The 24,148-nt window shown below is 74.2% G+C and carries 20 protein-coding genes; 13 read left to right on the forward strand and 7 right to left on the reverse strand.

The annotated features are described in order from the left end of the window. The first annotated feature begins 112 nt into the window (after positions 1-112). Entirely contained in the window at positions 113-1,921 is a 1,809-nt protein-coding gene (locus ACIQKA_RS15460; protein WP_402541223.1) for a chitinase, read from the forward strand. Here ACIQKA_RS15460 and ACIQKA_RS15465 read toward each other — a convergent pair. Then, positions 1,872-2,621 (reverse strand): phosphatase PAP2 family protein, encoded by a 750-nt coding sequence (locus ACIQKA_RS15465; RefSeq protein ID WP_383152783.1) that lies wholly within the window; start codon positions 2,619-2,621, stop codon positions 1,872-1,874. The genes ACIQKA_RS15460 and ACIQKA_RS15465 overlap by 50 nt on opposite strands. Before the next feature lie 104 nt (positions 2,622-2,725). After that, a complete protein-coding gene (gabT, locus tag ACIQKA_RS15470) occupies positions 2,726-4,060 on the reverse strand; it encodes a 4-aminobutyrate--2-oxoglutarate transaminase (protein WP_383152781.1) in 1,335 nt (444 codons plus the stop codon). A 313-nt stretch (positions 4,061-4,373) separates the two neighbouring features. Here gabT and ACIQKA_RS15475 point away from each other — a divergent pair, with 313 nt between their 5' ends. Next, a complete protein-coding gene (locus tag ACIQKA_RS15475; RefSeq protein WP_391095912.1) occupies positions 4,374-6,851 on the forward strand; it encodes an ATP/GTP-binding protein in 2,478 nt (825 codons plus the stop codon). An 83-nt stretch (positions 6,852-6,934) separates the two neighbouring features. After that, positions 6,935-8,488 (forward strand): PucR family transcriptional regulator, encoded by a 1,554-nt coding sequence (locus ACIQKA_RS15480; RefSeq protein ID WP_383152778.1) that lies wholly within the window; start codon positions 6,935-6,937, stop codon positions 8,486-8,488. A 53-nt stretch (positions 8,489-8,541) separates the two neighbouring features. Here ACIQKA_RS15480 and ACIQKA_RS15485 read toward each other — a convergent pair whose 3' ends face one another. Beyond that, the gene (locus tag ACIQKA_RS15485) at positions 8,542-8,757 is read right to left on the reverse strand and encodes a hypothetical protein (RefSeq protein ID WP_383152776.1); all 216 of its coding nucleotides are present in this window, start codon (positions 8,755-8,757) and stop codon (positions 8,542-8,544) included. 143 nt (positions 8,758-8,900) lie between these two features. Between ACIQKA_RS15485 and ACIQKA_RS15490 the strand changes: the two genes are divergently transcribed. From ACIQKA_RS15490 to ACIQKA_RS15530, 9 genes are all read left to right on the forward strand, one after another. Continuing rightward, complete coding sequence (locus ACIQKA_RS15490; protein WP_383446280.1) at positions 8,901-9,860, forward strand: EamA family transporter; 960 nt, start codon at positions 8,901-8,903, stop codon at positions 9,858-9,860. A 160-nt stretch (positions 9,861-10,020) separates the two neighbouring features. Next, complete coding sequence (locus ACIQKA_RS15495) at positions 10,021-11,466, forward strand: aldehyde dehydrogenase family protein (protein WP_383152772.1); 1,446 nt, start codon at positions 10,021-10,023, stop codon at positions 11,464-11,466. Positions 11,467-11,733: 267 nt separating this feature from the next. Beyond that, a complete protein-coding gene (gene aroA, locus ACIQKA_RS15500; RefSeq protein WP_402541227.1) occupies positions 11,734-12,969 on the forward strand; it encodes a 3-phosphoshikimate 1-carboxyvinyltransferase in 1,236 nt (411 codons plus the stop codon). 34 nt (positions 12,970-13,003) lie between these two features. After that, positions 13,004-14,254 (forward strand): 1-deoxy-D-xylulose-5-phosphate reductoisomerase, encoded by a 1,251-nt coding sequence (dxr, locus tag ACIQKA_RS15505; protein WP_383434613.1) that lies wholly within the window; start codon positions 13,004-13,006, stop codon positions 14,252-14,254. Then, a complete protein-coding gene (locus tag ACIQKA_RS15510) occupies positions 14,251-15,558 on the forward strand; it encodes a M50 family metallopeptidase (RefSeq protein ID WP_383152767.1) in 1,308 nt (435 codons plus the stop codon). The genes dxr and ACIQKA_RS15510 overlap by 4 nt, the downstream gene beginning before the upstream one ends. A 103-nt stretch (positions 15,559-15,661) precedes the next feature. Beyond that, on the forward strand, positions 15,662-16,819 hold the full coding sequence (gene ispG, locus ACIQKA_RS15515; RefSeq protein ID WP_383152765.1) for a flavodoxin-dependent (E)-4-hydroxy-3-methylbut-2-enyl-diphosphate synthase: 1,158 nt from the start codon (positions 15,662-15,664) through the stop codon (positions 16,817-16,819). Between the two features lie 249 nt (positions 16,820-17,068). Then, positions 17,069-17,914, forward strand: coding sequence for a GNAT family N-acetyltransferase (locus ACIQKA_RS15520; RefSeq protein ID WP_391095916.1), 846 nt, complete (start codon positions 17,069-17,071; stop codon positions 17,912-17,914). Positions 17,915-17,972: 58 nt separating this feature from the next. Further along, positions 17,973-18,518 (forward strand): GNAT family N-acetyltransferase, encoded by a 546-nt coding sequence (locus ACIQKA_RS15525; protein WP_366372271.1) that lies wholly within the window; start codon positions 17,973-17,975, stop codon positions 18,516-18,518. Positions 18,519-18,588: 70 nt separating this feature from the next. After that, the gene (locus tag ACIQKA_RS15530) at positions 18,589-20,289 is read left to right on the forward strand and encodes a proline--tRNA ligase (protein ID WP_383152762.1); all 1,701 of its coding nucleotides are present in this window, start codon (positions 18,589-18,591) and stop codon (positions 20,287-20,289) included. A gap of 62 nt (positions 20,290-20,351) precedes the next feature. On the opposite strand, the gene ACIQKA_RS15535 is transcribed toward ACIQKA_RS15530, so the two are convergent. The 4 genes from ACIQKA_RS15535 to ACIQKA_RS15550 form a co-directional block, all read right to left on the reverse strand. After that, on the reverse strand, positions 20,352-21,335 hold the full coding sequence (locus tag ACIQKA_RS15535) for an SPFH domain-containing protein (protein ID WP_391095920.1): 984 nt from the start codon (positions 21,333-21,335) through the stop codon (positions 20,352-20,354). Between the two features lie 219 nt (positions 21,336-21,554). Then, the gene (locus ACIQKA_RS15540) at positions 21,555-22,454 is read right to left on the reverse strand and encodes an aminoglycoside phosphotransferase family protein (protein WP_383152758.1); all 900 of its coding nucleotides are present in this window, start codon (positions 22,452-22,454) and stop codon (positions 21,555-21,557) included. A gap of 32 nt (positions 22,455-22,486) precedes the next feature. Next, positions 22,487-22,903, reverse strand: coding sequence for a DUF4439 domain-containing protein (locus ACIQKA_RS15545; RefSeq protein ID WP_383152756.1), 417 nt, complete (start codon positions 22,901-22,903; stop codon positions 22,487-22,489). Next, on the reverse strand, positions 22,900-23,463 hold the full coding sequence (locus ACIQKA_RS15550) for a hypothetical protein (protein ID WP_402541232.1): 564 nt from the start codon (positions 23,461-23,463) through the stop codon (positions 22,900-22,902). Before ACIQKA_RS15550 ends, ACIQKA_RS15545 begins: the two co-directional genes overlap by 4 nt. 187 nt (positions 23,464-23,650) lie before the next feature. On the opposite strand from ACIQKA_RS15550, the gene rimP reads away from it, so the two are divergent. Beyond that, positions 23,651-24,148, forward strand: a complete 498-nt coding sequence (rimP, locus tag ACIQKA_RS15555; RefSeq protein ID WP_383152752.1) for a ribosome maturation factor RimP — start codon at positions 23,651-23,653, stop codon at positions 24,146-24,148.

The following is a 24,148-nucleotide window of genomic DNA, read 5'->3' on the forward strand; positions in this document are numbered from 1 at the left end:
GCGAAGGAGCCGTGCGGACAGAGGTCTTGACCACTCGATTGGTCTGGACCATGCTGTGGCGCGCTCCCTTCGATTCCCCCACCTCTCCATCTCCCCCTTCCCGGAGGCAGTCGTGGCCCGCTCCAGATCCCTCACCCTGACCCTGGCGGGCGCCCTCGCCGCCGGAGGGCTCCTCGCGCTCACCCCCGCGGCCCAGGCCGCCGACACCGAACTCGCCCGCAACGGCGGCTTCGAGGCCGGACTCGACGGCTGGACCTGCACGGCGGGCAGCGGCGCCGTCGTCACGTCGCCCGTGCACGGCGGCACGAAGGCGCTCCAGGCCACCCCGGCCGGCGGCGACAACGCCCGCTGCTCCCAGACCGTCACCGTGAAGCCCAACTCCACGTACACGCTGAGCGGCTGGGTCCGCGGCAGCTACGTCTACCTGGGCGCCACCGGCACCGGCACCACCGACGTCTCCACCTGGACGGGCTCGGCCCCCGCCTGGCAGAAGCTCAGCACCGGATTCACCACGGGCCCCTCCACCACCTCGGTCACGATCTACACCCACGGCTGGTACGGCACCCCCGCCTACCAGGCCGACGACCTCTCCCTGTACGGCCCCGGCGGCGACCCGGTCCAGCTCCCCACCGCCCCCACCGGGCTCGCGGCCGGCTCCCCGACCTCCACCACCGTGCCGCTGACCTGGAGCGCGGTCTCCGGCGCCACCTCGTACCACGTCTACCGGGGCGCCACCAGGATCCAGACGGTCACCGGCACCTCCGCCACCGCGACCGGCCTGACCGCCTCCACCGCGTACACCTTCCAGGTCAGCGCCGTGAACGCGGCCGGCGAGTCCCCGAAGTCCGCCGCCGTCACCGCGACCACGACCAGCGGCGGAGGCGGGGGCGGCGGCGACCAGGGCCTGCCCGCGCACGCCCTCGTCGGCTACCTCCACGCCAGCTTCGCCAACGGCTCCGGCTACACCCGCATGGCCGACGTCCCCGACTCCTGGGACGTCATCAACCTGGCCTTCGGCGAGCCCACCTCGGTGACCTCGGGCGACATCCGCTTCAGCCTCTGCCCGGCCGCCGAGTGCCCGAACGTGGAGTCGCCCGCGGAGTTCAAGGCGGCGATCAAGGCCAAGCAGGCCGCCGGCAAGAAGGTCCTCATCTCCATCGGCGGCCAGAACGGGCAGGTCCAGCTCTCCAGCACGGCCGCCCGCGACGCCTTCGTCACCTCCGTCTCGAAGATCATCGACGAGTACGGGCTCGACGGCCTGGACATCGACTTCGAGGGCCACTCCCTCTCGCTCCAGACCGGCGACAACGACTTCCGGAGCCCGACCAGCCCGGTCATCGTCAACCTGATCCAGGCGGTCAAGACCCTCAAGGCCAAGTACGGCGCGAAGTTCGTCCTGACCATGGCCCCGGAGACCTTCTTCGTCCAGCTCGGCTACCAGTACTACGGCTCCGGCCCCTGGGGCGGCCAGGACCCGCGCGCTGGCGCCTACCTGCCGGTCATCCACGCCCTGCGCGACGACCTCACCCTGCTGCACGTCCAGGACTACAACTCGGGCTCCATCATGGGCCTGGACAACCAGTACCACTCCATGGGCGGCGCCGACTTCCACATCGCCATGACCGACATGCTCCTCACCGGCTTCCCGGTCGCCGGCAACACCGACCGCGTCTTCCCGGCGCTCCGCCCCGAGCAGGTCGCCATCGGCCTGCCGGCCTCCACCCAGGCGGGCAACGGCCACACCAGCCCGTCCGAGGTCGACAAGGCCCTGGACTGCCTCACCAGGAAGGTCAACTGCGGCTCGTACCAGACCCACGGCACCTGGCCCGCCCTGCGCGGCCTGATGACGTGGTCGATCAACTGGGACCGCTTCAACCAGTGGGAGTTCTCGAAGAACTTCGATTCGTACAACTGGAGCTGACGGCCAGGATCCACAGCCCCAGGCAGAGGCTGGCCACCACGTCCAGCGGCCAGTGGTAGCCCCGCAGCACCAACCCGGTCCCCGTCACCGCCGTCAGCACGGCGGCGACGGGGACCAGCCGGTTCGAGACGAGGAGGGCCGCGCCGAAGTAGGCCACCATCGCGGTCGCCGTGTGACCCGACGGGTAGTAGCCGTGCGCCCACGGCTCCAGGGGCCCGGGACGGGCGGTCCACAGCTTCAGCGGAACCACGAGGAGGGGTACGGCGGCCATCGCGAGCCCCGCGCACAGGGCGGCCCGCCCGCGCCCCCGCCACACCGCGTACGCCATCGCGCAGCCGAGCACGGGCAGCGCGACGGGCATGTTGCCGAGGTCGGAGGCGAGCTCGCTCAGGGGCCGGGGGACCGTGTCCACCAGGGCCCGGGAGACCCGCTCGTCGAGCCTGGCCAGGGGGCCGTGGACGAGCACCTGCCAGGTCACGACGGCGAAGGCGACGAGCGCCGAGAAGAGAGCCGGCCGCCCTGGAACAGGGGGGGTGGTTCCAGGACGGCCGGGAGGACCGGGCTGCCGCGCGCCCCGGGGGGTGTGGGGCGTGCGGCCATCCGATCGGTGAGGAGTGCCGGGGCACGAGGCGCCGGCGGCGTGCGCGGAGGCACGGTGCGGACGGTGCTGGGGAGGCTCCGCCCGGGGTGTTTCTCTCATCCGTGGGAACCGTACGCCAGGGAAAGGGGGACCGACAGCGGGAAACGCGTCCCGCCATCGGCCCCCCACAGAGTCTTCACACCAGGGCCCCGCGGGGCCGGGGATCAGATCTGGGCGAACGCGTTCTCGATGATGTCGAGGCCCTCGTTCAGCAGGTCCTCGCCGATGACCAGCGGCGGCAGGAAGCGGAGCACGTTGCCGTAGGTGCCGCAGGTCAGGACCAGGAGGCCCTCCGCGTGGCAGGCCTTCGCCAGGGCGCCGGCGGCCTCCGCGTACGGCTCCTTGGTGACCGGGTCCTTCACCAGCTCGATGGCGATCATGGCGCCGCGGCCGCGGATGTCGCCGATGGCCGGGAACTTCTCCTGCATCGCGGTGAGGCGGGCCTTCATGACCTCCTCGATGCGCTTGGCCCTGCCGTTGAGGTCGAGCTCCTTCATCGTCTCGATGGAGCCGAGCGCACCGGCGCAGGCCACCGGGTTGCCGCCGTAGGTGCCGCCGAGGCCGCCGCCGTGGACGGAGTCCATGATCTCGGCGCGGCCGGTGACGGCGGCGAGCGGCAGACCGCCCGCGATGCCCTTGGCGGTGGTGATGAGGTCCGGGACGACGCCCTCGTCCTCGCAGGCGAACCACTGGCCGGTGCGGCAGAAGCCGGACTGGATCTCGTCCGCGACGAAGACGATGCCGTTGTCGTTGGCGAACTTCACGAGCGCCGGCAGGAAGCCCTTGGCCGGCTCGATGAAGCCGCCCTCGCCGAGGACCGGCTCGATGACGATCGCGGCGACGTTCTCGGCGCCGATCTGCTTGCCGATCTGGTCGATCGCCTGGGCGGCGGCCTCGGGGCCGCAGTTCTCGGCACCGGTGGGCCAGCGGTAGCCGTAGGCCACCGGCACGCGGTACACCTCGGGCGCGAACGGCCCGAAGCCCTGCTTGTACGGCATGTTCTTCGAGGTGAGCGCCATCGTCAGGTTCGTACGGCCGTGGTAGCCGTGGTCGAAGACGACGACGGCCTGGCGCTTGGTGTACGAACGGGCGATCTTGACCGCGTTCTCGACGGCCTCGGCGCCCGAGTTGAACAGGGCCGACTTCTTGGCGTGGTCGCCCGGGGTCAGCTCGGCGAGCGCCTCGCAGACCTCCACGTACCCCTCGTACGGCGTCACCATGAAACAGGTGTGGGTGAAGTCCTGGAGCTGCGCGGAGGCGCGGCGCACGACGGCCTCGGCGGAGGCGCCGACCGAGGTCACGGCGATGCCGGAGCCGAAGTCGATCAGGCGGTTGCCGTCGACGTCCTCGATGATGCCGCCGCCGGCCCGCTTGGTGAAGACGGGCAGCGTGGAGCCCACGCCACCGGCGACCGCGTCGAGGCGTCGGGCCTGAAGCTCCTGCGACTTCGGACCGGGGATGGCGGTGACGACGCGCCGCTCCTGCGGGACAGCGTTCATGCGGGGCTCCTGGGGGTGTTCTGGACGCACTTGCGGGTTTCCTCCGCAGGCTAGGCGCGGGGGAGGGGGAGAGGCATGCGCCGATCGGGAGTGGTGGGGGGTGTGTCGTTGTCCGGGATGGACATGACGGAGCGCTCCTCCCTCCGGAAGACGCCCGGTCACGCCCCCTCGGGAGACGGTCGGCCCCGCACGCCGGGGCGCGCCGGCGGGGATCGGCCGCACGGGTGGTCGAAATCCCTCCGGGGCGGCGCGGGCCCACTAGATTGACGGTGGCACAGACGCGGCGACCTGGCTGGTCAGGGGGCAGGGGTTCATGGAGACCGACGGCACGTACGAGTCACGCGACACCACGGGAGGCGGGGTGCCACGGCCGGCGGGACCGCCGTCCTTCCCCCACCCGGCACCGCCGCCGACTCCGCCCGCGCGCCCGGTGCCGCCCGTGCCCCCCGCGCCGCCGGTCGTCCCGCCCGGCCCGCCCGGCCCGGCCGCGCCGCCCGCCGCTCCCGCCGCCGTGCCCGGTGCAACCACCGCGCCCGTGGTCGCCTGGCTCGACGCCCCGCGCCCCGAGGCCGCGCCCGGCATCTGGCGGTTCCGGCACGTGCCCCCGCCACCGCCCAGGGAAGCCCGCCGGCTCCCGCCCGTCACCGTGGCCGGACTCCTCATCCCCCTGGTGGTGGGACTGTTCCTGTGGTCGGCCTGGCGGCGCGGCGCCGTCCCGTACCAGTCGATCCCGCTCATGGCCTTCACCCCCGCGGACTGGTGGCACACCGGTACCACCTCGCCCCGCGACTGGCACGGCGAGGAGGCCCGGGCCGTCTACGACGGAGTCTTCTTCGCGGTGCTCCTCTACGCGATGGCCCGGCTCGGGGCCTGGGCCGAACTCGCCCGCCACGTGCTCGCCGACCGTCGCCCCCCGGTGCGCGCCGGGCTCACGGCCGGTGCGGCCCTGATCGCCCTGACGCTCGTCTGGCCCCGCGCCTTTCCCGGTGCCGGCTGGGAGGCGCTCCCGGTCTCCAGGCCGGTGTTCTCCCTCGTCACGCTGATCGGCGGCGGGTACGACGTCCTCACCTCACCGTTCCTCGTCTACACCGTCTACGCGCTGATCGGGGCGGTCGTCCTGTGGCCCTTCGCCCGCCTCGGCGCCTGGCCCGCCTTCGTCCGGGAACGGCTGCGCTCCCGCGCCGACACCACCGCCCCGGCGCCCGGCCCGGCCGCGCCCGTCCCCCTCTCGCAATGGCCCGAACTGCGGGCGGCGGGGGAGTGGCGGACCGCTGACCTGCTCGCCGCCGAGCTCGCCGCCGGACGCATGAACGACGTGGACTGCGCACGGGTCCGCCGGAACCTGGAGCGGGAACGCGCCGGCGCGGGCGGGCTCGCCTCCTTCGTCGACACCGTGCTGCGCCGGGGCGCCGCGGCCTGGGCGCACCCCTCGGGCGACCGGGACCTGCCGGCCCGTGCCGCCGCCCACGACCTCCTGGTGGGCCAGGTCCGCATCGGGCGCTGCGCCGCCGAGGAACGGAACCCGGCCGCCTACCGGGGCGCGGGCCTGGCCCTCGACCCGTCCGCGCTCGCCACCTCACTGCTCGTCGTGGGACCCGCCGGCACCGGCGGAACGGGCCGCCCGACCGGCCCGGTCGTCGAGTCCCTCACCCTCCAGGCGCTCACCGGCACCTGCGCGGTCGTCGCCGTCGGCACGGCGGAAGCGCCGTTCGGCCCCGAGGCCGCGTACGACGTCGTGGTCCGGCCGGGCGACCCGTCCTCGCCGTACGACCTCGACCTGTACGCCGGCCTCGCCGACCCCGACGAGGCGGCGGCCCTGCTCGCCGAAGGCCTGGCGGGGGACGTCGAGAACGTCGACGCCCGGCGCGCCGCCACCGTCCTCGCCCAGCTCCTCGGCCCCTACCGGGCGGCGTACGGCCGCTTCCCGTCCGTGCCGGTCCTCCGCGAACTGCTCGAAGCGGGTCCGGGAACGCTGACGGCGCTGCTCGACCGGCTGCCCGCCGACGGCACCGCCACGATGCGGCGCGAGCTGGAGGCGCGCATCCGGCAGGCCGGCACCGCGGCCGACGCGGGGCCGCTCCTCGCGGACCGCCTGTCGCTCCTCGACCGGCCCGCGTTCGCCGAGTTCTTCGGCGCCGACGGGGGAGCCGTACGCCCCTTCTCGCTGAAGTCCGTCACGCACCACCCGCTGCGCGTCAGGATCGAGCTGCCCGAGCGCGGGCACGAGGAGGCGTCACGGCTCCTCGCCCGGCTGGTCCTCGCCCAGTTCCTGGCCGCGGCCCGGGCGGGCACCGGCCGCGCGCACCTCGTCTCCCTCGTGCTCGACGACGCCACCGGGGCGCTCACCCCCGGCACCGTCCGCTCCCTCCAGCGGCTGCGCCCGCACAACGCCGGAGTCGTCCTCGGCCTCCGCACCCTCGGCGAGGTGCCCGAGGCGTTGCACGGTCCGCTGCTCGGCGCCGTCGGCTGCCGCGTGGCGCTCTCCGGCATCAGCACCTGGGACGGCCGGGGATTCGCCGAGACCTGGGGCAAGGAGTGGGTGGAGACCACCGAGGTGGCGCACCACACGGTCTTCGCCGACCAGCCCATGACCCGTTTCATCCACGCCCTGCGCAAGAAGATCACGGGCAAGGCCGTCACCACCGACGCCGTCACGACACGAAAGGTGGAGCGCGAACGGTGGTCCGCCTCCGAACTCGCGCACTCCGTGCCGCCCGGCCACGCCGTCGTCTCCCTGAGCACGGTCACCGGCGCGCACACACCTCCCCTCCTCGTAGACCTCCGCACCTGAGCACCCTCCCCCCGCCCCTGGCACAATCGGGGGCGCCACTCGGCTGAGCGGCGCCCCCCTCCCCAAAGGTCCGACGGTCCCCAATGCCGCCCACCCTCGCCTCGCTCGTGCAGCACTCCGCCCTCAAGCTCGTCGTCCGGGCCGGTGAGGACCGTCTCGACACCCCCGTCCGGTGGGCGCACGTCAGTGAGCTCGCCGATCCCGTGCCGTACATGGAGGGCGGCGAGCTGCTGCTCACCACCGCGCTCACCCTCGACGCGGAGGACCCGGAGGCGATGCGCCGCTACGTGCGGCGGCTGCTCGGGGCGGGGGTCGTCGGGCTCGGGTTCGCCGTGGGGGTGAACCACGAGGAGATCCCGGCGGCGCTGCTCGAAGCGGCCCGCGAGGAGCACCTGCCGCTGCTCGAAGTGCCGCGCCGGACCCCCTTCCTCGCCATCAGCAAGGCCGTCTCCGCCGCCATCTCCGCCGACCAGTACCGCGCCGTCACCGCCGGCTTCGAGGTCCAGCGCGAGCTGACCCGGGCCGCGCTCGCCGAGGGCCCCGACGCCGTCGTCGCCCGTCTCGCCGCCCACGTCGACGGCTGGGCCGCCCTCTACGACACCGCCGGCAAGCCCGTCGCCGTCTCGCCCGAGTGGGCCGCCCGCCGGGCCGCCCGGCTCACCCCCGACGTGGAGCGGCTGCGCGAACGCCCCGCCCCCGCCAGCGCCGTGGTCGGCGACACGGACGACCGCGTCGAGCTCCAGTCGCTCGGCACCGGCCGCCGCGTCCGGGGCGCCCTCGCCGTCGGCACCGGCGCCCCCCTCGGCACCGGCGAGCGGTACGCCGTCCACTCGGCCATCGCCCTGCTCACCCTCACCACGGAGCGCTCCCGTTCCCTCCAGGCCGCCGAGCAGCGCCTCGGCGCCGCCGTCCTGCGCATGATGCTCGCCGGACAGCCGGACCACGCGCGCGCGGTGGCCGGCGACGTGTACGGCGGGCTGCTCGACGCCCCCTTCCGGATCCTCGTCGCCGAACCCGCCGGCGGCGAACCGGCCTCCGAACCGCCCCTCCCCGTCCTCGCCGAGGCCCTGGAGGCCGCCGCCGCCCGCGCGGGCGAGGCGGTCCTCGCCGTCCCCGAGGGCGAGCAGCGGCTCCTCGTCCTCGCCGCCGACGGCGGCGCGGTCGTCACCGCCTGCGAGGGGTACGCGGCACGCGAGGCCGAGGAGGCCGGCGTCGTCGTCGGCCTCTCCGCCCCGGCGGGCCCGATCGCGGCCGCCGCCGCGTACAAGCAGGCCGAACAGGCGCTCTCGGTCGCCCGCCGCCGCGGCAGGGCGCTCGTCGAGCACGAGGACCTGGCGGCGGGCTCGGTCCTGCCGCTCCTCGCCGACGACGCCGTCCGCGCCTTCGCCGACGGGATGCTCCGGGCGCTCCGCGACCACGACGCCACCGGCCGCGGCGACCTGGTGGCCTCGCTGCGCGCCTGGCTCTCCCGGCACGGCCAGTGGGACGCGGCCGCGGCCGACCTGGGCGTCCACCGGCACACCCTGCGCTACCGGATGCGCCGGGTCGAGGAGATCCTGGGCCGCTCCCTGGACGACCCGGACGTACGGATGGAGCTGTGGCTGGCCCTCAAGGCCACGGGGGAGGGGACGGAGTAGGTTCCGGGCCCGCTTTCCGGGCCCAGGGGCCAGGGCCGACCCCGGCCCCCCGCTCAGCCCTCCGACCCGCCCCCGTCCCCCGGGGCGTCGCCCCCCGACCGCCCGTTCCCGCCGCCCCGCCCGCCCCCGGCGCGCACCAGCTCCCCGCCCAGCAGCACCACCGCCGCCACTCCGCGCGTCCAGCGCGGGCCGCCCCGGGCCGCCCACACCACGCAGACGCATCCGCCCACGACGAGGAGCAGGACGGCGGACATCACGAACAGGAACATGCGTTTCCCCCTTGCTGTTCTGCGGTCCCGCTCATCCTTCCATTCCCGTCACCACCCGCCCCCGCCGCCCGAATTCCGGGATCACTGCCCGAACACGGGCAGATTTCTGGCCGTCCCGCCCCTCGGTCCCTACTCTCCTGCTCATGACACAACCCGCCGTCGACCCGGCCCCCGGCGCCCGCGCCGTCCTCCCCGCCGCACCCCCGGCCCCCGCCCGCCGGATCACCGGCGCCGTCTGGGCCGCGCTCGGCATCGTGTACGTCGTGTGGGGATCCACCTACCTCGGCATCCGGGTCGTCGTCGAGACCCTGCCGCCGTTCCTCTCCGGCGGCGCCCGCTTCGTCACCGCCGGACTGCTGCTCGCCGGGATCATCGCCTGGCGCCGGGGCCCCGCCGCCCTCAAGGTCACCCGCCGGCAGCTGGGTTCGGCGCTCCTCGTCGGCCTGCTCCTCATCCTCGGCGGCAACGGCCTCGTCGTCCTCGCCGAGACCTCCGTCCCCTCCGGCCTCGCCGCGCTCCTCATCGCCGTCGTCCCCGCCTGGGTCGTCCTCCTGCGCGCCGCCGCCGGCGAGCGCCCCGGCCCCGGCGCGTTCGGCGGCGTCCTGCTGGGCCTGGCCGGGCTCGGCGTCCTCACCCTGCCGGGGCTGACCGGCGAGGTGCGCACCGGCGGGGTCCTCCTCGTGGTCGTCGCCGCCCTCAGCTGGTCCGTGGGCTCCTTCACCTCCTCGCGCCTCCCGATGCCCGCCGACCCCTTCACCGCCAGCGCGTACGAGATGGTCGCGGGCGGCCTCGCCGGCGTCGCCGTCGGCCTGTTCCGCGGCGAGCACCACGGACTCGACCTCGCCGAGGTCTCCACCCGCTCCTGGGCGGCCCTCGCCTACCTGGTCGTCTTCGGCTCGCTGATCGCCTTCACCGCGTACGCCTGGCTCCTCCAGGCGGCCCCGCTCTCCCTGGTCGCGACCTACGCGTACGTCAACCCCGTCGTCGCGGTCGCCCTCGGCGCCCTCGTCCTGAACGAGGCCCTGACCCGGTCCGTCCTCCTCGGCGGCGCGATCGTCGTGGCCGGCGTCTGCCTGATCGTGTCGACCGAGCGGAGGAGATGAGCCGGCGCCCCGGACGACGGCCCCGGCCTTCTTCGGCCAATTCGGACAGGGATTCCGCCTCATCACTCCACAGCGGACAAGCCCACTCCCGCCGCCCCGGCCCTAACGTGTCACGAGAGCAACCGCTCGCACCCCCCGATACGGAAAGGGCCGGGACGCAATGACGACCACCCACGCCTTCTGGCTCGCCGGCCGCGAGGCCACCGGCGAGGCCGCCTTCGACGTCACGAACTCGTACGACGGACGTCTGGTCGGCAAGGTCAGCGTGCCCACCGAGGCCCAGGTCGAGGAGGCCGTCGCCGCCGCGCACGCCGTCGTCGACGAGTTCGCCGCCACCCCGGCGCACGTCCGCGCCGCCGCCCTCGACCACGTGTCGAAGCGGCTCGCCGAGCGCACCGAGGAGATCGCCCAGCTGATCTCCGCCGAGAACGGCAAGCCCATCAAGTGGGCCCGCGGCGAGGTCGGCCGCGCCGTCTCCGTCTTCCGGTTCGCCGCCGAGGAGGCCCGCCGCTTCAACGGCGGCGAGGCCCAGCGCCTGGACACCGAGGCCGGCGGCGTGGGCCGGCTCGCGCTGACCCGCCGCATCCCCAAGGGCGTCGTCCTCGGCATCGCCCCGTTCAACTTCCCGCTGAACCTCAGCGCCCACAAGGTCGCCCCGGCCATCGCCGTCGGCGCCCCGATCATCCTCAAGCCGGCCCCGTCGACCCCGATCTCCTCCCTGGTCCTGGGCGAGATCCTGGCCGAGACCGACCTGCCGGCCGGCTCCTGGTCGATCCTCACCGTGCCGAACGACCGCATGCCCGCCCTCGTCCGGGACGAGCGCCTCCCGGTCATCTCCTTCACCGGCTCCGACACGGTCGGCTACGCCATCCAGGAGTCCGTGCCGCACAAGCACTGCACCCTGGAGCTCGGCGGCAACGCCGCGGCCGTCGTCCTGCCCGACTGGTCCTCCGAGGCGGACCTGGACTGGGCCGCGACCCGCATCGCCACCTTCTCCAACTACCAGGGCGGCCAGTCCTGCATCTCCGTCCAGCGCGTGATCGTCGACTCCTCCGTCCACGACCGCCTGCTGCCGAAGATCGTCGCCGCCGTCGAGGCCCAGGTCACCGGCGACCCGTCGGACGACGCCACCGACGTCGGCCCGCTCGTCGACGAGGCCGCCGCGAAGCGCGTCGAGTCCTGGGTGGACGAGGCCGTCGCGGCCGGCGCCACGCTCCTGGCCGGCGGCAAGCGCGAGGGCGCCACCTACGCCCCGACCGTCCTCGCCGACCTCCCGGCCGGCGTCACCCTGGCCCGTGCCGAGGTCTTCGGCCCGGTCCTGACGATCGCGAAGGCCGACGGCGAGGCCGAGGCGTTCGCCGCGGTCAACGACTCCGACTTCGGCCTCCAGGCCGGCGTCTTCACCCACGACCTCCAGGCCGCCTTCCGCGCCCACCGCGCCCTGGAGGTCGGCGGCGTGATCGTCGGCGACGTCCCCTCGTACCGCGCCGACCAGATGCCGTACGGCGGCGCCAAGCGCTCCGGCGTCGGCCGCGAGGGCGTCAAGTACGCGATGGACGACTACACCTACGAGCGCGTCCTGGTCCTGACCGGCCTCGCCCTGTAGGACCCGGAGCCGTACGCCCCGGAGCCTCACGGACCCGGGGACGTACGGACCCGGGGGCGCCCGCCCCGGGGACGTACGGACTCGGGCGCGTACGCCCTCCCGGCCGTACGGCCCCGGGGCGGGCGCCCCACCCGGACCGGGCGGTCCGGCTCCACTGTGCGGGGAGCCGGGCCGTCCCCACCCCTCCCCTCCTCCCGTCCACCGGGTTCCGTTCCGTCATCCGGAACGCGGGCCCGCCCCGCCGGGCGAGACGGCAGGATGGTGCCCGTGACCGTCATAGAGATCCCCGGTTCCAAGTCCGTCACCGCCCGCGCCCTCTTCCTCGCCGCGGCCGCCGAGGGCACCACCACACTCCTGCGGCCCCTCGTCTCCGACGACACCGAGGGCTTCGCCGAAGGGCTCGCCGCCCTCGGCTACACCGTCCGCCGCGAGCCCGGCGCCTGGCACATCGAGGGCCGGCCGACCGGACCCGGCGCGGAGACCGCCGACGTCTACTGCCGCGACGGCGCCACCACCGCCCGCTTCCTGCCCACCCTCGCCGCCGCCGGCCACGGCACGTACCGCTTCGACGCCTCCGCCCAGATGCGCAGGCGCCCCCTCGGCCCGCTCACCACCGCCCTGCGCACCCTCGGCGTCGACCTCCGGCACGGCGGACAGGAGGGCCACCACCCGCTCTCCGTGCACGCCCACGGCGTCAAGGGCGGCGCGCTCACCCTGGACGCGGGGCAGTCCTCCCAGTACCTCACCGCCCTGCTCATGCTCGGCCCGCTCACCACCGAGGGCCTCGACGTCACCGTCACCGACCTGGTCTCGGAGCCGTACGTCGAGATCACGCTCGCCATGATGCGGAGCTTCGGCGCCGAGGTGCGCCAGGAGGGGCGCACCTACCGCGTCGCCCCCACCGGCTACCGGGCGAGGACGTACGGCATCGAGCCCGACGCCTCCACCGCCAGCTACTTCTTCGCCGCCGCCGCGCTCCTGCCCGGCCGCTCCGTCACCGTCCCCGGCCTCGGCACCGGCGCCCTCCAGGGCGACCTCGCCTTCGTCGACGTCCTGCGCCGCATGGGCGCCGACGTCGAGACCGGAGCGGACGCCACCACCGTCCGCTCCACCGGCACCCTGCGCGGACTCACCGTCAACATGCGGGACATCTCCGACACCATGCCGACCCTCGCCGCCCTCGCGCCGTTCGCCGACGGCCCGGTCCGCATCGAGGACGTCGCCAACACCCGGGTCAAGGAGTGCGACCGGCTCGACGCCTGCGCCGAGAACCTGCGCCGCCTCGGGATCACGGTCCGCACCGGCCCCGACTGGATCGAGATCCACCCCGGCACGCCCGCCGGCCCGGTCGGGATCGCGACCCACGGGGACCACCGGATCGTCATGTCCTTCGCGGTCACCGCCCTGCGCACCCCCGGCGTCACCTTCGACGACCCCGGCTGCGTGAAGAAGACGTTCCCCGACTTCCACCGGGTCTTCGACACGTTCGTCCGCACCCCGTGAGGACCGCGCCGCGTTTGCGGCAAGAATGGGGGGCATGACCGACCGCCCCTCACCCCTCGCCGACCCGCACGTCGCCTTCGACGCGTCCGAAGGACGCCGGGACATCGTCGTCCTCGGCTCGACCGGGTCCATCGGCACCCAGGCCATCGATCTGGTGCTGCGCAACCCCGACCGCTTCCGGGTCACCGCCCTGGCCGCCTCCGGCGGCCGGGTCGGACTGCTCGCCGAGCAGGCGCACCGGCTGGGGGTCGCCGCGGTCGCGGTCGCCCGCGAGGAGGCGCTGCCCGAACTGCGCGAGGCCCTGGAGGCGCTGTACGGCTCCGAGCCCCTGCCGGAACTCCTGGCGGGGCCGGACGCCGCCACGCAGCTGGCCGCCTCCCCGTGCCACACCGTCCTCAACGGCATCACCGGCTCCATCGGCCTCGCGCCCACCCTCGCCGCCCTCGAAGCCGGCCGCACCCTCGCCCTCGCCAACAAGGAGTCGCTGATCGTCGGCGGCCCCCTGGTGAAGGCGCTCGCCCGGCCCGGCCAGATCATCCCGGTCGACTCCGAGCACGCGGCCCTCTTCCAGGCGCTCGCCGCGGGCACCCGCGCCGACGTCCGCAAGCTGGTCGTCACCGCCTCCGGCGGCCCCTTCCGCGGCCGTACGAGGGAGCAGCTCGCCCACGTCACCCGCGAGGACGCGCTCGCCCACCCCACCTGGGCCATGGGCCCGGTGATCACGGTGAACAGCGCGACCCTGGTGAACAAGGGCCTGGAGGTCATCGAGGCCCACCTGCTCTACGACATCCCCTTCGACCGCATCGAGGTCGTCGTCCACCCGCAGTCGTACGTCCACTCGATGGTCGAGTTCACCGACGGCTCGACGCTCGCCCAGGCCACCCCGCCCGACATGCGCGGCCCGATCGCCATCGGCATCGGCTGGCCCGAGCGGGTCCCGGACGCGGCCCCCGCCTTCGACTGGAGCAAGGCCTCCACCTGGGAGTTCTTCCCGCTGGACACCGAGGCCTTCCCGTCCGTCGGCCTGGCCCGGCACGTCGGCGAGCTGGGCGGCACCGCCCCCGCCGTCTTCAACGCGGCCAACGAGGAGTGCGTCGGGGCGTTCCTGGCCGGCCGGCTGCCGTTCAACGGCATCATGGACACCGTCACGGCGGTCGTGGCGGAGCACGGCGTTCCCGTCACGGGAACCTCCCTCACCGTCCCGGACGTCCTCGAAGCGGAGACCTGGGCCCGGGCCCGGGCCCGAGAGCTCGCAGCGAAGGCAACAGCGGAGGCCCGCGCATGAACGAAACGCTCCTGTACGTCCTGGGCATCGTGCTGTTCGCGTTCGGACTGCTCGTCTCCATCGCCTGGCACGAGCTCGGCCACCTCTCCACGGCCAAGCTCTTCGGCATCCGCGTCCCGCAGTACATGGTCGGCTTCGGCCCCACGATCTGGTCGAAGAGGCGCGGCGAGACCGAGTACGGCATCAAGGCCATCCCGGCCGGCGGCTACATCCGGATGATCGGCATGTTCCCGCCCGGCGACGACGGACGGATCGAGGCCCGCTCCACCTCCCCGTGGCGCTCCATGATCGAGGACGCCCGCGAGGCCTCGTACGAGGAGCTGAAGGAGGGCGACGAGACCCGGCTGTTCTACACGCGCAAGCCGTGGAAGCGCGTCGTCGTGATGTTCGCCGGACCGTTCATGAACCTGGTCCTGGCGGCGGCGCTCTTCTTCGGCTCGATGATGACGCTCGGCATCGAGGGCCAGACGACCGGGGTCGCCGGCGTCCAGAAGTGCGTCATCGAGCAGAGCGAGAAGCGCGACGAGTGCGCGGCGGGCGACCCCGTCTCGCCGGCGTTCGCGGCCGGCCTGAAGGAGGGCGACCGGATCGTCGCCTTCAACGGCACGCCGGTGAACGACTGGGACGTCCTCTCCGACCGCATCCGCGACACCACCGGCCCCGCCACGGTCACCGTCGAGCGGGCCGGGCAGCGGATCGACCTGCACCCCACCCTCGTCACCAACAAGGTCCCGAAGAAGGACGAGGACGGCAGGGTCGTCCAGCCGCTGACCTACATCGACGCCGGCTACCTGGGCTTCGCCTCCAAGACCGAGGTGGCGCCCCTCACCTTCGGCGAGACCACCGACCGGATGACCGACCTCCTGGAGAACGGCGTCCGCTCCGTCGTCGCCCTCCCGGGCAAGATCCCCGGCCTGTGGGACGCCACCTTCGGCGACGGCGAGCGGGCGGACGACTCGCCCGTCGGCGTCGTCGGCGCCGCCCGCCTCACCGGCGAGCTGATGACCGTGGACGCGCCGCCGGAGCGCATCCTCGTGATGTTCATGAACCTGCTGGTCATGTTCAACGTCTCGCTGTTCCTGTTCAACATGCTCCCGCTGCTGCCGCTCGACGGCGGCCACATCGCGGGCGCCCTGTGGGAGTCCGTCCGCCGCAACGCGGCCCGGCTCTTCAAGCGCCCCGACCCCGGCCCGTTCGACGTGGCCAAGCTGATGCCCGCCGCGTACGTGGTGGCCGGCGTCTTCGTCTGCTTCACCCTGCTCGTCCTCGCCGCCGACATCGTCAACCCGGTGAAGCTGACGTGAACCCCAGGAGGGCCGGACCCGGTGGTGTCCGGCCCTCCGCCGCCGGGGCGGTAACCTCGGAGACCTGAGCCCGCCGACGCACAACCTTGAGGTTGCACAACAGATGACCGCGATTTCTCTCGGTATCCCTACCGTCCCGACCCGGCTCGCCGAGCGGCGCAAGAGCCGTCAGATCCAGGTCGGCACCGTGGCCGTCGGCGGTGACGCACCCGTCTCGGTGCAGTCGATGACCACCACCCGCACGTCCGACATCGGCGCCACGCTCCAGCAGATCGCCGAGCTGACGGCCTCCGGCTGCCAGATCGTGCGCGTGGCCTGCCCGACCCAGGACGACGCCGACGCCCTCGCGACGATCGCCCGGAAGTCCCAGATCCCGGTCATCGCCGACATCCACTTCCAGCCCAAGTACGTCTTCGCCGCGATCGACGCCGGCTGCGCGGCCGTCCGCGTCAACCCGGGCAACATCAAGCAGTTCGACGACAAGGTCAAGGAGATCGCCCGGGCCGCCAACGACGCGGGCACCCCGATCCGGATCGGCGTCAACGCCGGCTCGCTCGACGCGCGGCTCCTCAGGAAGTACGGCAAGGCCACCCCCGAGGCGCTCGTCGAGTCCGCCCTCTGGGAGGCGTCCCTCTTCGAGGAGCACGACTTCCGCGACATCAAGATCTCGGTCAAGCACAACGACCCGGTCGTCATGGTCGAGGCCTACCGCCAGCTCGCCGCCCAGTGCGACTACCCGCTGCACCTCGGCGTCACCGAGGCGGGCCCCGCCTTCCAGGGCACCATCAAGTCCGCCGTCGCCTTCGGCGCGCTGCTCTCCCAGGGCATCGGCGACACCATCCGCGTCTCGCTCTCCGCGCCGCCGGCCGAGGAGATCAAGGTCGGCATCCAGATCCTGGAGTCGCTGAACCTGCGCCAGCGGCGCCTGGAGATCGTCTCCTGCCCGTCCTGCGGCCGCGCCCAGGTCGACGTCTACAAGCTGGCCGAGGAGGTCACCGCCGGCCTCGACGGCATGACCGTCCCGCTGCGCGTCGCCGTCATGGGCTGCGTCGTCAACGGCCCCGGCGAGGCCCGCGAGGCCGACCTCGGCGTCGCCTCCGGCAACGGCAAGGGCCAGATCTTCGTCAAGGGCGAGGTCATCAAGACCGTGCCCGAGTCGAAGATCGTCGAGACCCTCATCGAGGAGGCGCTGAAGATCGCCGAGCAGATGGAGAAGGACGGCGTCGCCAGCGGCGAGCCGTCGGTCGCCGTCGCCGGCTGACGCGCGCCTCCTCCTCCGCGGAACCCCCGAGAAGCCCCGCCCCCGCTCCGGGAGGCGGGGCTTCCGGGATCTGTCCGGCGGATCGGGGCCGGCCGGGCCGCGGCATTTCGGCCACGCGGCGAGGTGCCGTGCCGGGCGTCGCGGCCCCGGCCGTGCTCCGCCGGACAGGTCCCGGCTGCCGGAGGCGTGCCCCGGGGCCCTCCGGGTAAAGTGCGGGGAATCAGCGGAACCGCACGGTGAGGCCCCCTCGTGTTGACAGAGACCACCACCCGGGTCCTCGAACCCACCGACCTCGGCGCCGCACTCGCCGTCCTGGAGAGCGCCCCCGTCGAAAACGCGTTCGTGACCGCCCGTGTCCAGCTCGCCGGACTCGACCCCTGGCGCCTCGGCGGCGAGATGTGGGGCTGGTACACCGAGGGACGGCTGCGCTCGCTCTGCTACTCCGGCGCCAACCTGGTCCCGATCTGCGCCACCCCCCAGGCCGTCCGCGCCTTCGCCGACCGGGCCCGCAGGACCGGCCGCCGCTGCTCCTCCATCGTCGGCCCCGCCGAGGCCACCACCGAACTGTGGCGGCTCCTGGAGCCCAGCTGGGGCCCCGCCAGGGACGTCCGGGCCAACCAGCCCCTGATGGTCGCCGAGGAGCCCTCCGCCGCGGTCGTGCCCGACCCGCTGGTGCGCCGCGTCCGCAAGGACGAGATGGAGACGATCATGCCCGCCTGCGTGGCCATGTTCACCGAGGAGGTCGGCGTCTCCCCGCTCGCCAACGACGGCGGACTGCTCTACCAGGCCCGGGTCGCCGAACTCGTCGGCGCGGGCCGCTCCTTCGCCCGCATCGAGGAGGGCAAGGTCGTCTTCAAGGCCGAGATCGGCGCCGCCACCCGCCAGGCCTGCCAGATCCAGGGCGTCTGGGTCGCCCCCGAGCACCGCGGCAAGGGACTCTCCGAGACCGGCATGGCCGCCGTCCTGCGGTACGCCCTGGCCGACGTCGCCCCCGTGGTCAGCCTGTACGTCAACGACTACAACACCCCCGCCAGGGCCGCGTACCGCCGCGTCGGCTTCCGGGAGACCGGGGCCTTCATGAGCGTGCTCTTCTGAGCCCGCCGCTCCGGGCGGCGCTGTCCCGGGGAGGGCGCCCGCTTGTAGGGTGCGCCGCATGGATGACGCGGAGATCGTGATCGGGCCGGTCGACCTCGCAGCCCGGGTGGACGAGGCCCTCGCCGTGCAGGCGGTCGCCTTCGGCCTGGACGCCGAAGAGGTCGCCGTGCGCCGCCACATCGTGCTGCGCCACCTGCTCAGCCCCGGCGCCCGCGCCTACGGGGCCACCACCCCCGGCGGACGGCTCGTCGGCTTCGTCTACGGGATGCCCAACGACCGCACCCACTGGTGGTCCACCGTCGTCGAGGCCCACCTGCGCGCCACCGGCACCGCCGACTGGCTCGACGACTCCTTCACCATCACCGAACTCCACGTCCACCCCGACTTCCAGGGCCGGGGCGCGGGCCGCGCGCTGCTCACCACCATCACCGACACGGCCGACGAGCCGCGCTCGATCCTCTCCGCGATCGACACCGAGAGCCCCGCCCGCTGCCTCTACCGCTCCCTCGGCTACCGGGACCTCGCCCGCCGGGTGCACTTCCCGAGCGCCCCCCGCCCGTACGCCGTGATGGGCGCCCCGCTGCCGCTGCCCCGCCGGAACTGATTTCTCGTCCCCGGGGCCGCCCGGCTAACCTCGGGCCCATCACCCCCAGTCCGGCAGGAGTACGAGAACCATGGCCAACGCACCGGTCCAGCGCATGTCGAAGTTGATGGCGAAGACGCTGCGCGACGACCCGGCGGACGCCGAGGTCCTCAGCCACAAGCTCCTCGTCCGCGCGGGGTACGTGCGCCGCACCGCCGCCGGCGTCTGGAGCTGGCTGCCCCTCGGCAGGAAGGTCCTCTCCAACGTCGAGCGGATCGTCCGCGAGGAGATGGACGCCATCGGCGCCCAGGAGGTCTCCCTGCCGGCCCTGCTGCCCCGCGAGCCCTACGACGCGACCGGCCGCTGGGACGAGTACGGCGCCGAGCTGTTCCGCCTCCAGGACCGCAAGGGCGGCGACTACCTCCTCGGCCCGACCCACGAGGAGATCTTCACCCTCCTCGTGAAGGACCAGGCGTCCTCCTACAAGGACCTGCCGGTCATCCTCTACCAGATCCAGAACAAGTTCCGCGACGAGGCCCGCCCCCGCGCCGGCATCCTGCGCGGCCGCGAGTTCCTGATGAAGGACTCGTACTCCTTCGACACCGAGGACGAGGGCCTCGCCCACGCGTACGCCCTGCACCGCCAGGCCTACCGGCGGGTCTTCGAGCGCCTCGGCCTCGACTACCGCATCTGCGCCGCCACGGCGGGCGCGATGGGCGGCTCGAAGTCCGAGGAGTTCCTCGCCCCGGCCGAGGCCGGCGAGGACACCTTCGCCGACTGCCCCAACTGCGACTTCGCCGCCAACACCGAGGCGGTCTCCTTCGCGCTGAAGGCCGTGGACGGCTCCGCCGTGCCCGCCGCCGAGGAGATCCCCACCCCGGACACCCCGACCATCGAGACCCTCGCGGCCTCCCTCGGCGTCCCGGCCTCCGCCACCCTGAAGAACCTCCTGGTGAAGGTCGACGGCGAGATCGTCGCCGTGGGCGTCCCCGGCGACCGCGAGGTCGACCTCGGCAAGGTCGAGGCGCACTTCGCGCCCGCCACCGTCGAGATGGTCACCGAGACCGACTTCGCCGCCCGCCCCGACCTCGTGCGCGGCTACGTCGGACCGCAGGGCCTCGACAAGGTCACGTACGTCGCCGACCCGCGCGTGGCCCCGGGCACGGCCTGGATCACGGGCGCCAACAAGGAGCACACCCACGCGAGGAACGTGGTCGCCGGACGCGACTTCGAGGTCACCGCGTACGTCGACGTGGTCGTCGTCGAGGAGGGTGACCCCTGCCCGAAGTGCGGCACCGGCCTCAAGCTGGACCGCGCCATCGAGATCGGCCACATCTTCCAGCTCGGCCGCAAGTACGCCGACGCCCTCAAGCTCGACGTCCTCGGCCAGAACGGCAAGCCGGTCCGCGTGACCATGGGCTCGTACGGCATCGGCGTCTCGCGCGCCGTGGCCGCGCTCGCCGAGCAGACCGCCGACGACAAGGGCCTGTGCTGGCCCGCCGAGGTCGCCCCGGCCGACGTCCACGTGGTCGCCGCCGGCAAGGCCCTCCAGACCGAGCTGGCCCTGGAGGTCTCCGACAAGCTGTCCGCCGCGGGCCTGCGCGTCCTGGTCGACGACCGCGCGGGCGTCTCCCCGGGCGTCAAGTTCACCGACGCGGAGCTGATCGGCGTCCCGAAGATCCTGGTCGCGGGCCGCCGCTCCGGCGAGGGCGTCGTGGAGCTGAAGGACCGCCGCACGGGCGAGCGCGAGGAGCTGACGGTCGACGAGGCGATCGCCCGCCTGACCGCCTGACCCCCGGCCGTGCGCGACGGCCCCCGCCCCGCGAGACGCGCGGGGCGGGGGCCGTCGCCGTGTCAGTCCTCCCGGGGCTCCCGGCGCGGCGCGGGCGCGGGCTCCACCGACGTGCCCGTCAGGTCCTCGATGGCGTCCTCCGCCGCCGCCCGGCTCCCGAGGTGCGCGTCGCCGAGCAGGGGCGGTATCTCCACCTCCGGGGCCCGGTGCGCCGCCGTCTCCCTCGGGGCGCCCGTCTCCTTCTCGGCGTCCGTCTCCTTCTCGGCGTCCGTCTCCTTCTTGGCGTCCGGCGTCGCGCGCTCCAGGAAGCGGAGCAGCTCCACCGGGAACGGCAGCACCAGCGTGGAGTTCTTCTCGGCGGCCACCGCCACCACCGTCTGGAGCAGCCGCAGCTGGAGCGCCGCCGGCTGGTCGGACATCATCGCCGCCGCCTCGGACAGCTTCTTCGACGCCTGGAGCTCCGCGTCCGCGTTGATCACCCGGGCCCGCCGCTCCCGGTCCGCCTCCGCCTGCCGGGCCATCGACCGCTTCATGGTCTCCGGCAGCGACACGTCCTTGATCTCGACCCGGTCGATGGCCACGCCCCAGCCCATCGCCGGGCTGTCGAGCATCAGCTCCAGGCCCTGGTTGAGCTTCTCCCGGTTGGACAGCAGGTCGTCGAGGTCGCTCTTGCCGATGATCGACCGCAGCGAGGTCTGCGCCATCTGCGAGACCGCGAACCGGTAGTCCTCCACCCGCACCAGGGCGTCCGCCGGATCGACCACCTCGAAGTACACGACCGCGTCCACCCGGACCGTCACGTTGTCCCGGGTGATGCCCTCCTGCGCGGGCACCGGCATCGTGACGATCTGCATGTTCACCTTGTGCATCCGGTCGACCACGGGGACGATCATCGTGAACCCGGGTGAGCGCACCCGGCCGCGCAGCTTGCCGAAGCGGAAGACGACCCCGCGCTCGTACTGCTTGACCACCCGGGCGGCCGCGCCCGCGTACACCACGGCCGCGGCGCCCGCGCCGGCCGCCGCCATCAGCAGCTCTTCGATCATCACGGCCCCCTGGAGTCGGGCCGAACGCCGTGCCAGGCCGTCCGGCGAACGGTACAAAAGGGGTATTCCCGCTCGGTCCGTCCGCGAACGCGAGCCGGCCCGCGAGCCGCGCCCGGCTCCGGGCCGTCTCCGGCCCTCTCCGCCCTCGGACCTTCTCCGCCCTCGGACCTTCTCCGCCCCCGGGCCGTTTCCGCCCCCGGGCCGTGACCGGCCCGCCGGCTACAGCCAGCCCGCGAACTCCAGGAGCAGCTCCGCGTCCTGCCGGCGCCCCGCCGTCAGCGCCCGCGTCCCCGACTCCACCGCGCGGAACAGGGTCCAGCCCCGCAGCCGCTCCCGGTCCACGTCGAGCGAGTCCGCCAGCTTGTTCACCCGCCGCCGGGCCACCGAGGCGCCCGCCGAGGCCGCCACCAGGTCCTCCACCCGGTCCCGCACCAGCCGGGCCAGGTCGTAGGCCCGCTCGCCGACCAGCGGCTCGGGCCCCACCGCCAGCCAGGGCGCCCGGTCGCCGGCCAGGACCTTGCCCTGCCGGAAGTTGCCGTGCAGGAGCACCGTCTCGGCCTCCCCGGCCGCCAGCTCCTCGCGCGCCGCGAGCGCCGCCGCCGTCAGCCCGCCCGTCACCGCGTCGGAGCGGTACGGCTCCATCGCCTCCGCCTGCCGGGCCGTCCGCCCGGCCACCGACTCGAAGCCGTGGTCCGCCGGGGGCTCGACCCACAGCTTCCGCACGGTCCCGGCCGCCTCCAGGAGCGCCTTCGCCTCCGGCAGGGAGCGCAGCGACACCTCGGGGTGGAGCCGTTCGAGCAGGATCTCCCCCTCGCCCGCCCCGTCGAGCGGCCGCACCGCGCCCCAGCCGTTCCAGTGGGCGAGCGCCTCCCGCTCCCGGTCGGGCCGGGCGAACGGCGGCGCCACCTTGAGCGCGGCGGGGGAGCCGTCGGGCCGCCGGACGAGCACCACCAGGCTGCTCCGCCCGCCGGGGGCCATCACCCGCTCGGCGTCCAGGGAGTCCCGGTCGAGCGCGCTCCGCGCCTGCTCCGGGAGCCGCCCGAGCCACTCGGCCGCGAGGGTCTCCCCGTACGTCTCACCGAGCGCCCGGACGAGTCGCTGCGGCGGTTCGAAAGCCATGCGTACGCTGTTCCATTCGGTCGGGGCGGGGCTCAGGCCCGCTCGGCGAGCCCAGGAAAGGTTACGTCGCCGCCGCGCCAGCGCACGGCGCGTACCGCCGCCTCCCGCAGCGCGGCGGCCGCCTCCCGCCGGGCCGGGCCCTCGGTGGCCCGGACCAGGTCGGAGTAGACGCCGGCCACCCGGTCCTCCAGGACGGCGGCGAGCCGCACCGCGCCCGCCGGATCGGCCACCCGGAACGGCAGCCCGTACGCGGCGGCCGCCGCCACCGGCGCGCCGCCGAGGTCCCGCACCGCCCGGCGCAGCACCTCCCGCCGGGCCCGGTGCGCCTCGTACGCGGCCGCGGCCTCCGCCCGGCGCTCCGCGCCGATCCGGCCGCCGACGACCCCGTACCCGTAGACGGCCGCGTGCTCGGCGGCCAGCGCGGCCTGGACGGCGTCGAGGGCGCTCACGGCCGGGCTCCTTCGGTCAGCAGGTAGGCGTGCACGGCGCCCGAGGCCGCCACCGAGGCGAGCAGCCGGGCGTACTCGGGCGGGGCGGCGAGCAGCGCGTCCGCGTGCCCCTCCGACGCGGTCCGCTCGGCCGCCGCCAGCTCCTTGAGGGCCGTCCCCGGGTCGGTCGCCACCGGTACGGGCGCGGGGGAGGCCGCCGTGGGGCGTGCGGACGGGGAGGCGGCGGGCGCGGAGGAGGCCGCGGCGGGCTCCACCGGGCCCGTGCCGCCCTCGCCGAGCGCCTTCGCGTGCGCCGTCACCGAGCGCCGCAGCGGAGCCAGCCGGGGCGCCAGGCCGGGGTGCGCGGCGAGCACCGCGTCGTACCGTTCGAGCAGTCCGCGCGCGACCGCCACCGAGCGCGCCCGCAGCGCCGCCTCGGCGCGCGCCGCCCGTTCGGCCTCGCGCTCGGCGGCGCCGGGCCGCCGGGGCCCCTCCCCGCCGGAGGAGGTGCAGCCCACCAGGGCCGTCGCCCCCGCGGCGGCTCCCGCCGCGAGGAGAGCGCGTCTGCCCGTCGTCGTCACGCCTTCTCCCTCGGCCGCCGTCCACCGTCGAAGATCCCCGTCCGTACCGGAAGACCGTTCGGATCACCGCAGGCGAGCGTACCCGCGGGCCCCGGGGCGATGGACGGCAACACCCTCCGGGACCGGATACCCTTTGGTCTGACACGCGACGACACACAACAGCACACGCGGCCGAGGAGTCACCCGGATGAGCACCACCCAGAGCGACAGGCTGCGCGGACTCGTCGAGCCGCTCGTCCGCGCGAAGGACCTGGATCTGGAAGAGATCGAGGTGTCCCGGGCGGGCCGCCGCGGACTGCTGCGGATCGTCGTCGACTCGGACGAGGGCGTGGAGCTGGACGCCTGTGCCGAGCTGAGCCGCGCGATCTCCGAGAAGCTGGACGAGACCGACGCGATGGGCGAGGGCGAGTACGTCCTCGAAGTCAGTTCCCCCGGCGCCGACCGCCCCCTCACCGAGCACCGCCACTACGTGCGCGCCACCGGCCGGCTGGTCCGGCTCCAGCTCGCCGAGGCGGGAGAGCTGGTCGCCCGGATCCTCGCCGTGGACGAGGACGGCCTCGACCTGGAGGTCCCGGGCGTGAAGGGGCGCAAGCCCACCGCCCGCAGGGTCGGGTTCGCCGACATCTCCAAGGCGCGTGTCGAGATCGAGTTCAACCGCAAGGACAAGAAGGAAGAGGAGGCGTAG

This window comes from Streptomyces sp. NPDC092045 (genome assembly GCF_044756005.1).
Lineage (GTDB): Bacteria > Actinomycetota > Actinomycetes > Streptomycetales > Streptomycetaceae > Streptomyces.

Bases quoted from the DNA above. Each gene is read 5' to 3' on its own strand.
- ACIQKA_RS15510 (WP_383152767.1), top strand. From the start codon at position 14,251: ATGAACGAAACGCTCCTGTACGTCCTGGGCATCGTGCTGTTCGCGTTC.
- dxr (WP_383434613.1), top strand. From the start codon at position 13,004: ATGACCGACCGCCCCTCACCCCTCGCCGACCCGCACGTCGCCTTCGAC.
- ACIQKA_RS15495 (WP_383152772.1), top strand. From the start codon at position 10,021: ATGACGACCACCCACGCCTTCTGGCTCGCCGGCCGCGAGGCCACCGGC.
- ACIQKA_RS15490 (WP_383446280.1), top strand. From the start codon at position 8,901: ATGACACAACCCGCCGTCGACCCGGCCCCCGGCGCCCGCGCCGTCCTC.
- ACIQKA_RS15475 (WP_391095912.1), top strand. From the start codon at position 4,374: ATGGAGACCGACGGCACGTACGAGTCACGCGACACCACGGGAGGCGGG.
- ACIQKA_RS15465 (WP_383152783.1), bottom strand. From the start codon at position 2,621: ATGAGAGAAACACCCCGGGCGGAGCCTCCCCAGCACCGTCCGCACCGT.
- ACIQKA_RS15480 (WP_383152778.1), top strand. From the start codon at position 6,935: ATGCCGCCCACCCTCGCCTCGCTCGTGCAGCACTCCGCCCTCAAGCTC.
- ACIQKA_RS15485 (WP_383152776.1), bottom strand. From the start codon at position 8,757: ATGTTCCTGTTCGTGATGTCCGCCGTCCTGCTCCTCGTCGTGGGCGGA.
- gabT (WP_383152781.1), bottom strand. From the start codon at position 4,060: ATGAACGCTGTCCCGCAGGAGCGGCGCGTCGTCACCGCCATCCCCGGT.
- ACIQKA_RS15530 (WP_383152762.1), top strand. From the start codon at position 18,589: ATGGCCAACGCACCGGTCCAGCGCATGTCGAAGTTGATGGCGAAGACG.
- ACIQKA_RS15535 (WP_391095920.1), bottom strand. From the start codon at position 21,335: ATGATCGAAGAGCTGCTGATGGCGGCGGCCGGCGCGGGCGCCGCGGCC.
- ACIQKA_RS15525 (WP_366372271.1), top strand. From the start codon at position 17,973: ATGGATGACGCGGAGATCGTGATCGGGCCGGTCGACCTCGCAGCCCGG.
- ispG (WP_383152765.1), top strand. From the start codon at position 15,662: ATGACCGCGATTTCTCTCGGTATCCCTACCGTCCCGACCCGGCTCGCC.
- rimP (WP_383152752.1), top strand. From the start codon at position 23,651: ATGAGCACCACCCAGAGCGACAGGCTGCGCGGACTCGTCGAGCCGCTC.
- ACIQKA_RS15540 (WP_383152758.1), bottom strand. From the start codon at position 22,454: ATGGCTTTCGAACCGCCGCAGCGACTCGTCCGGGCGCTCGGTGAGACG.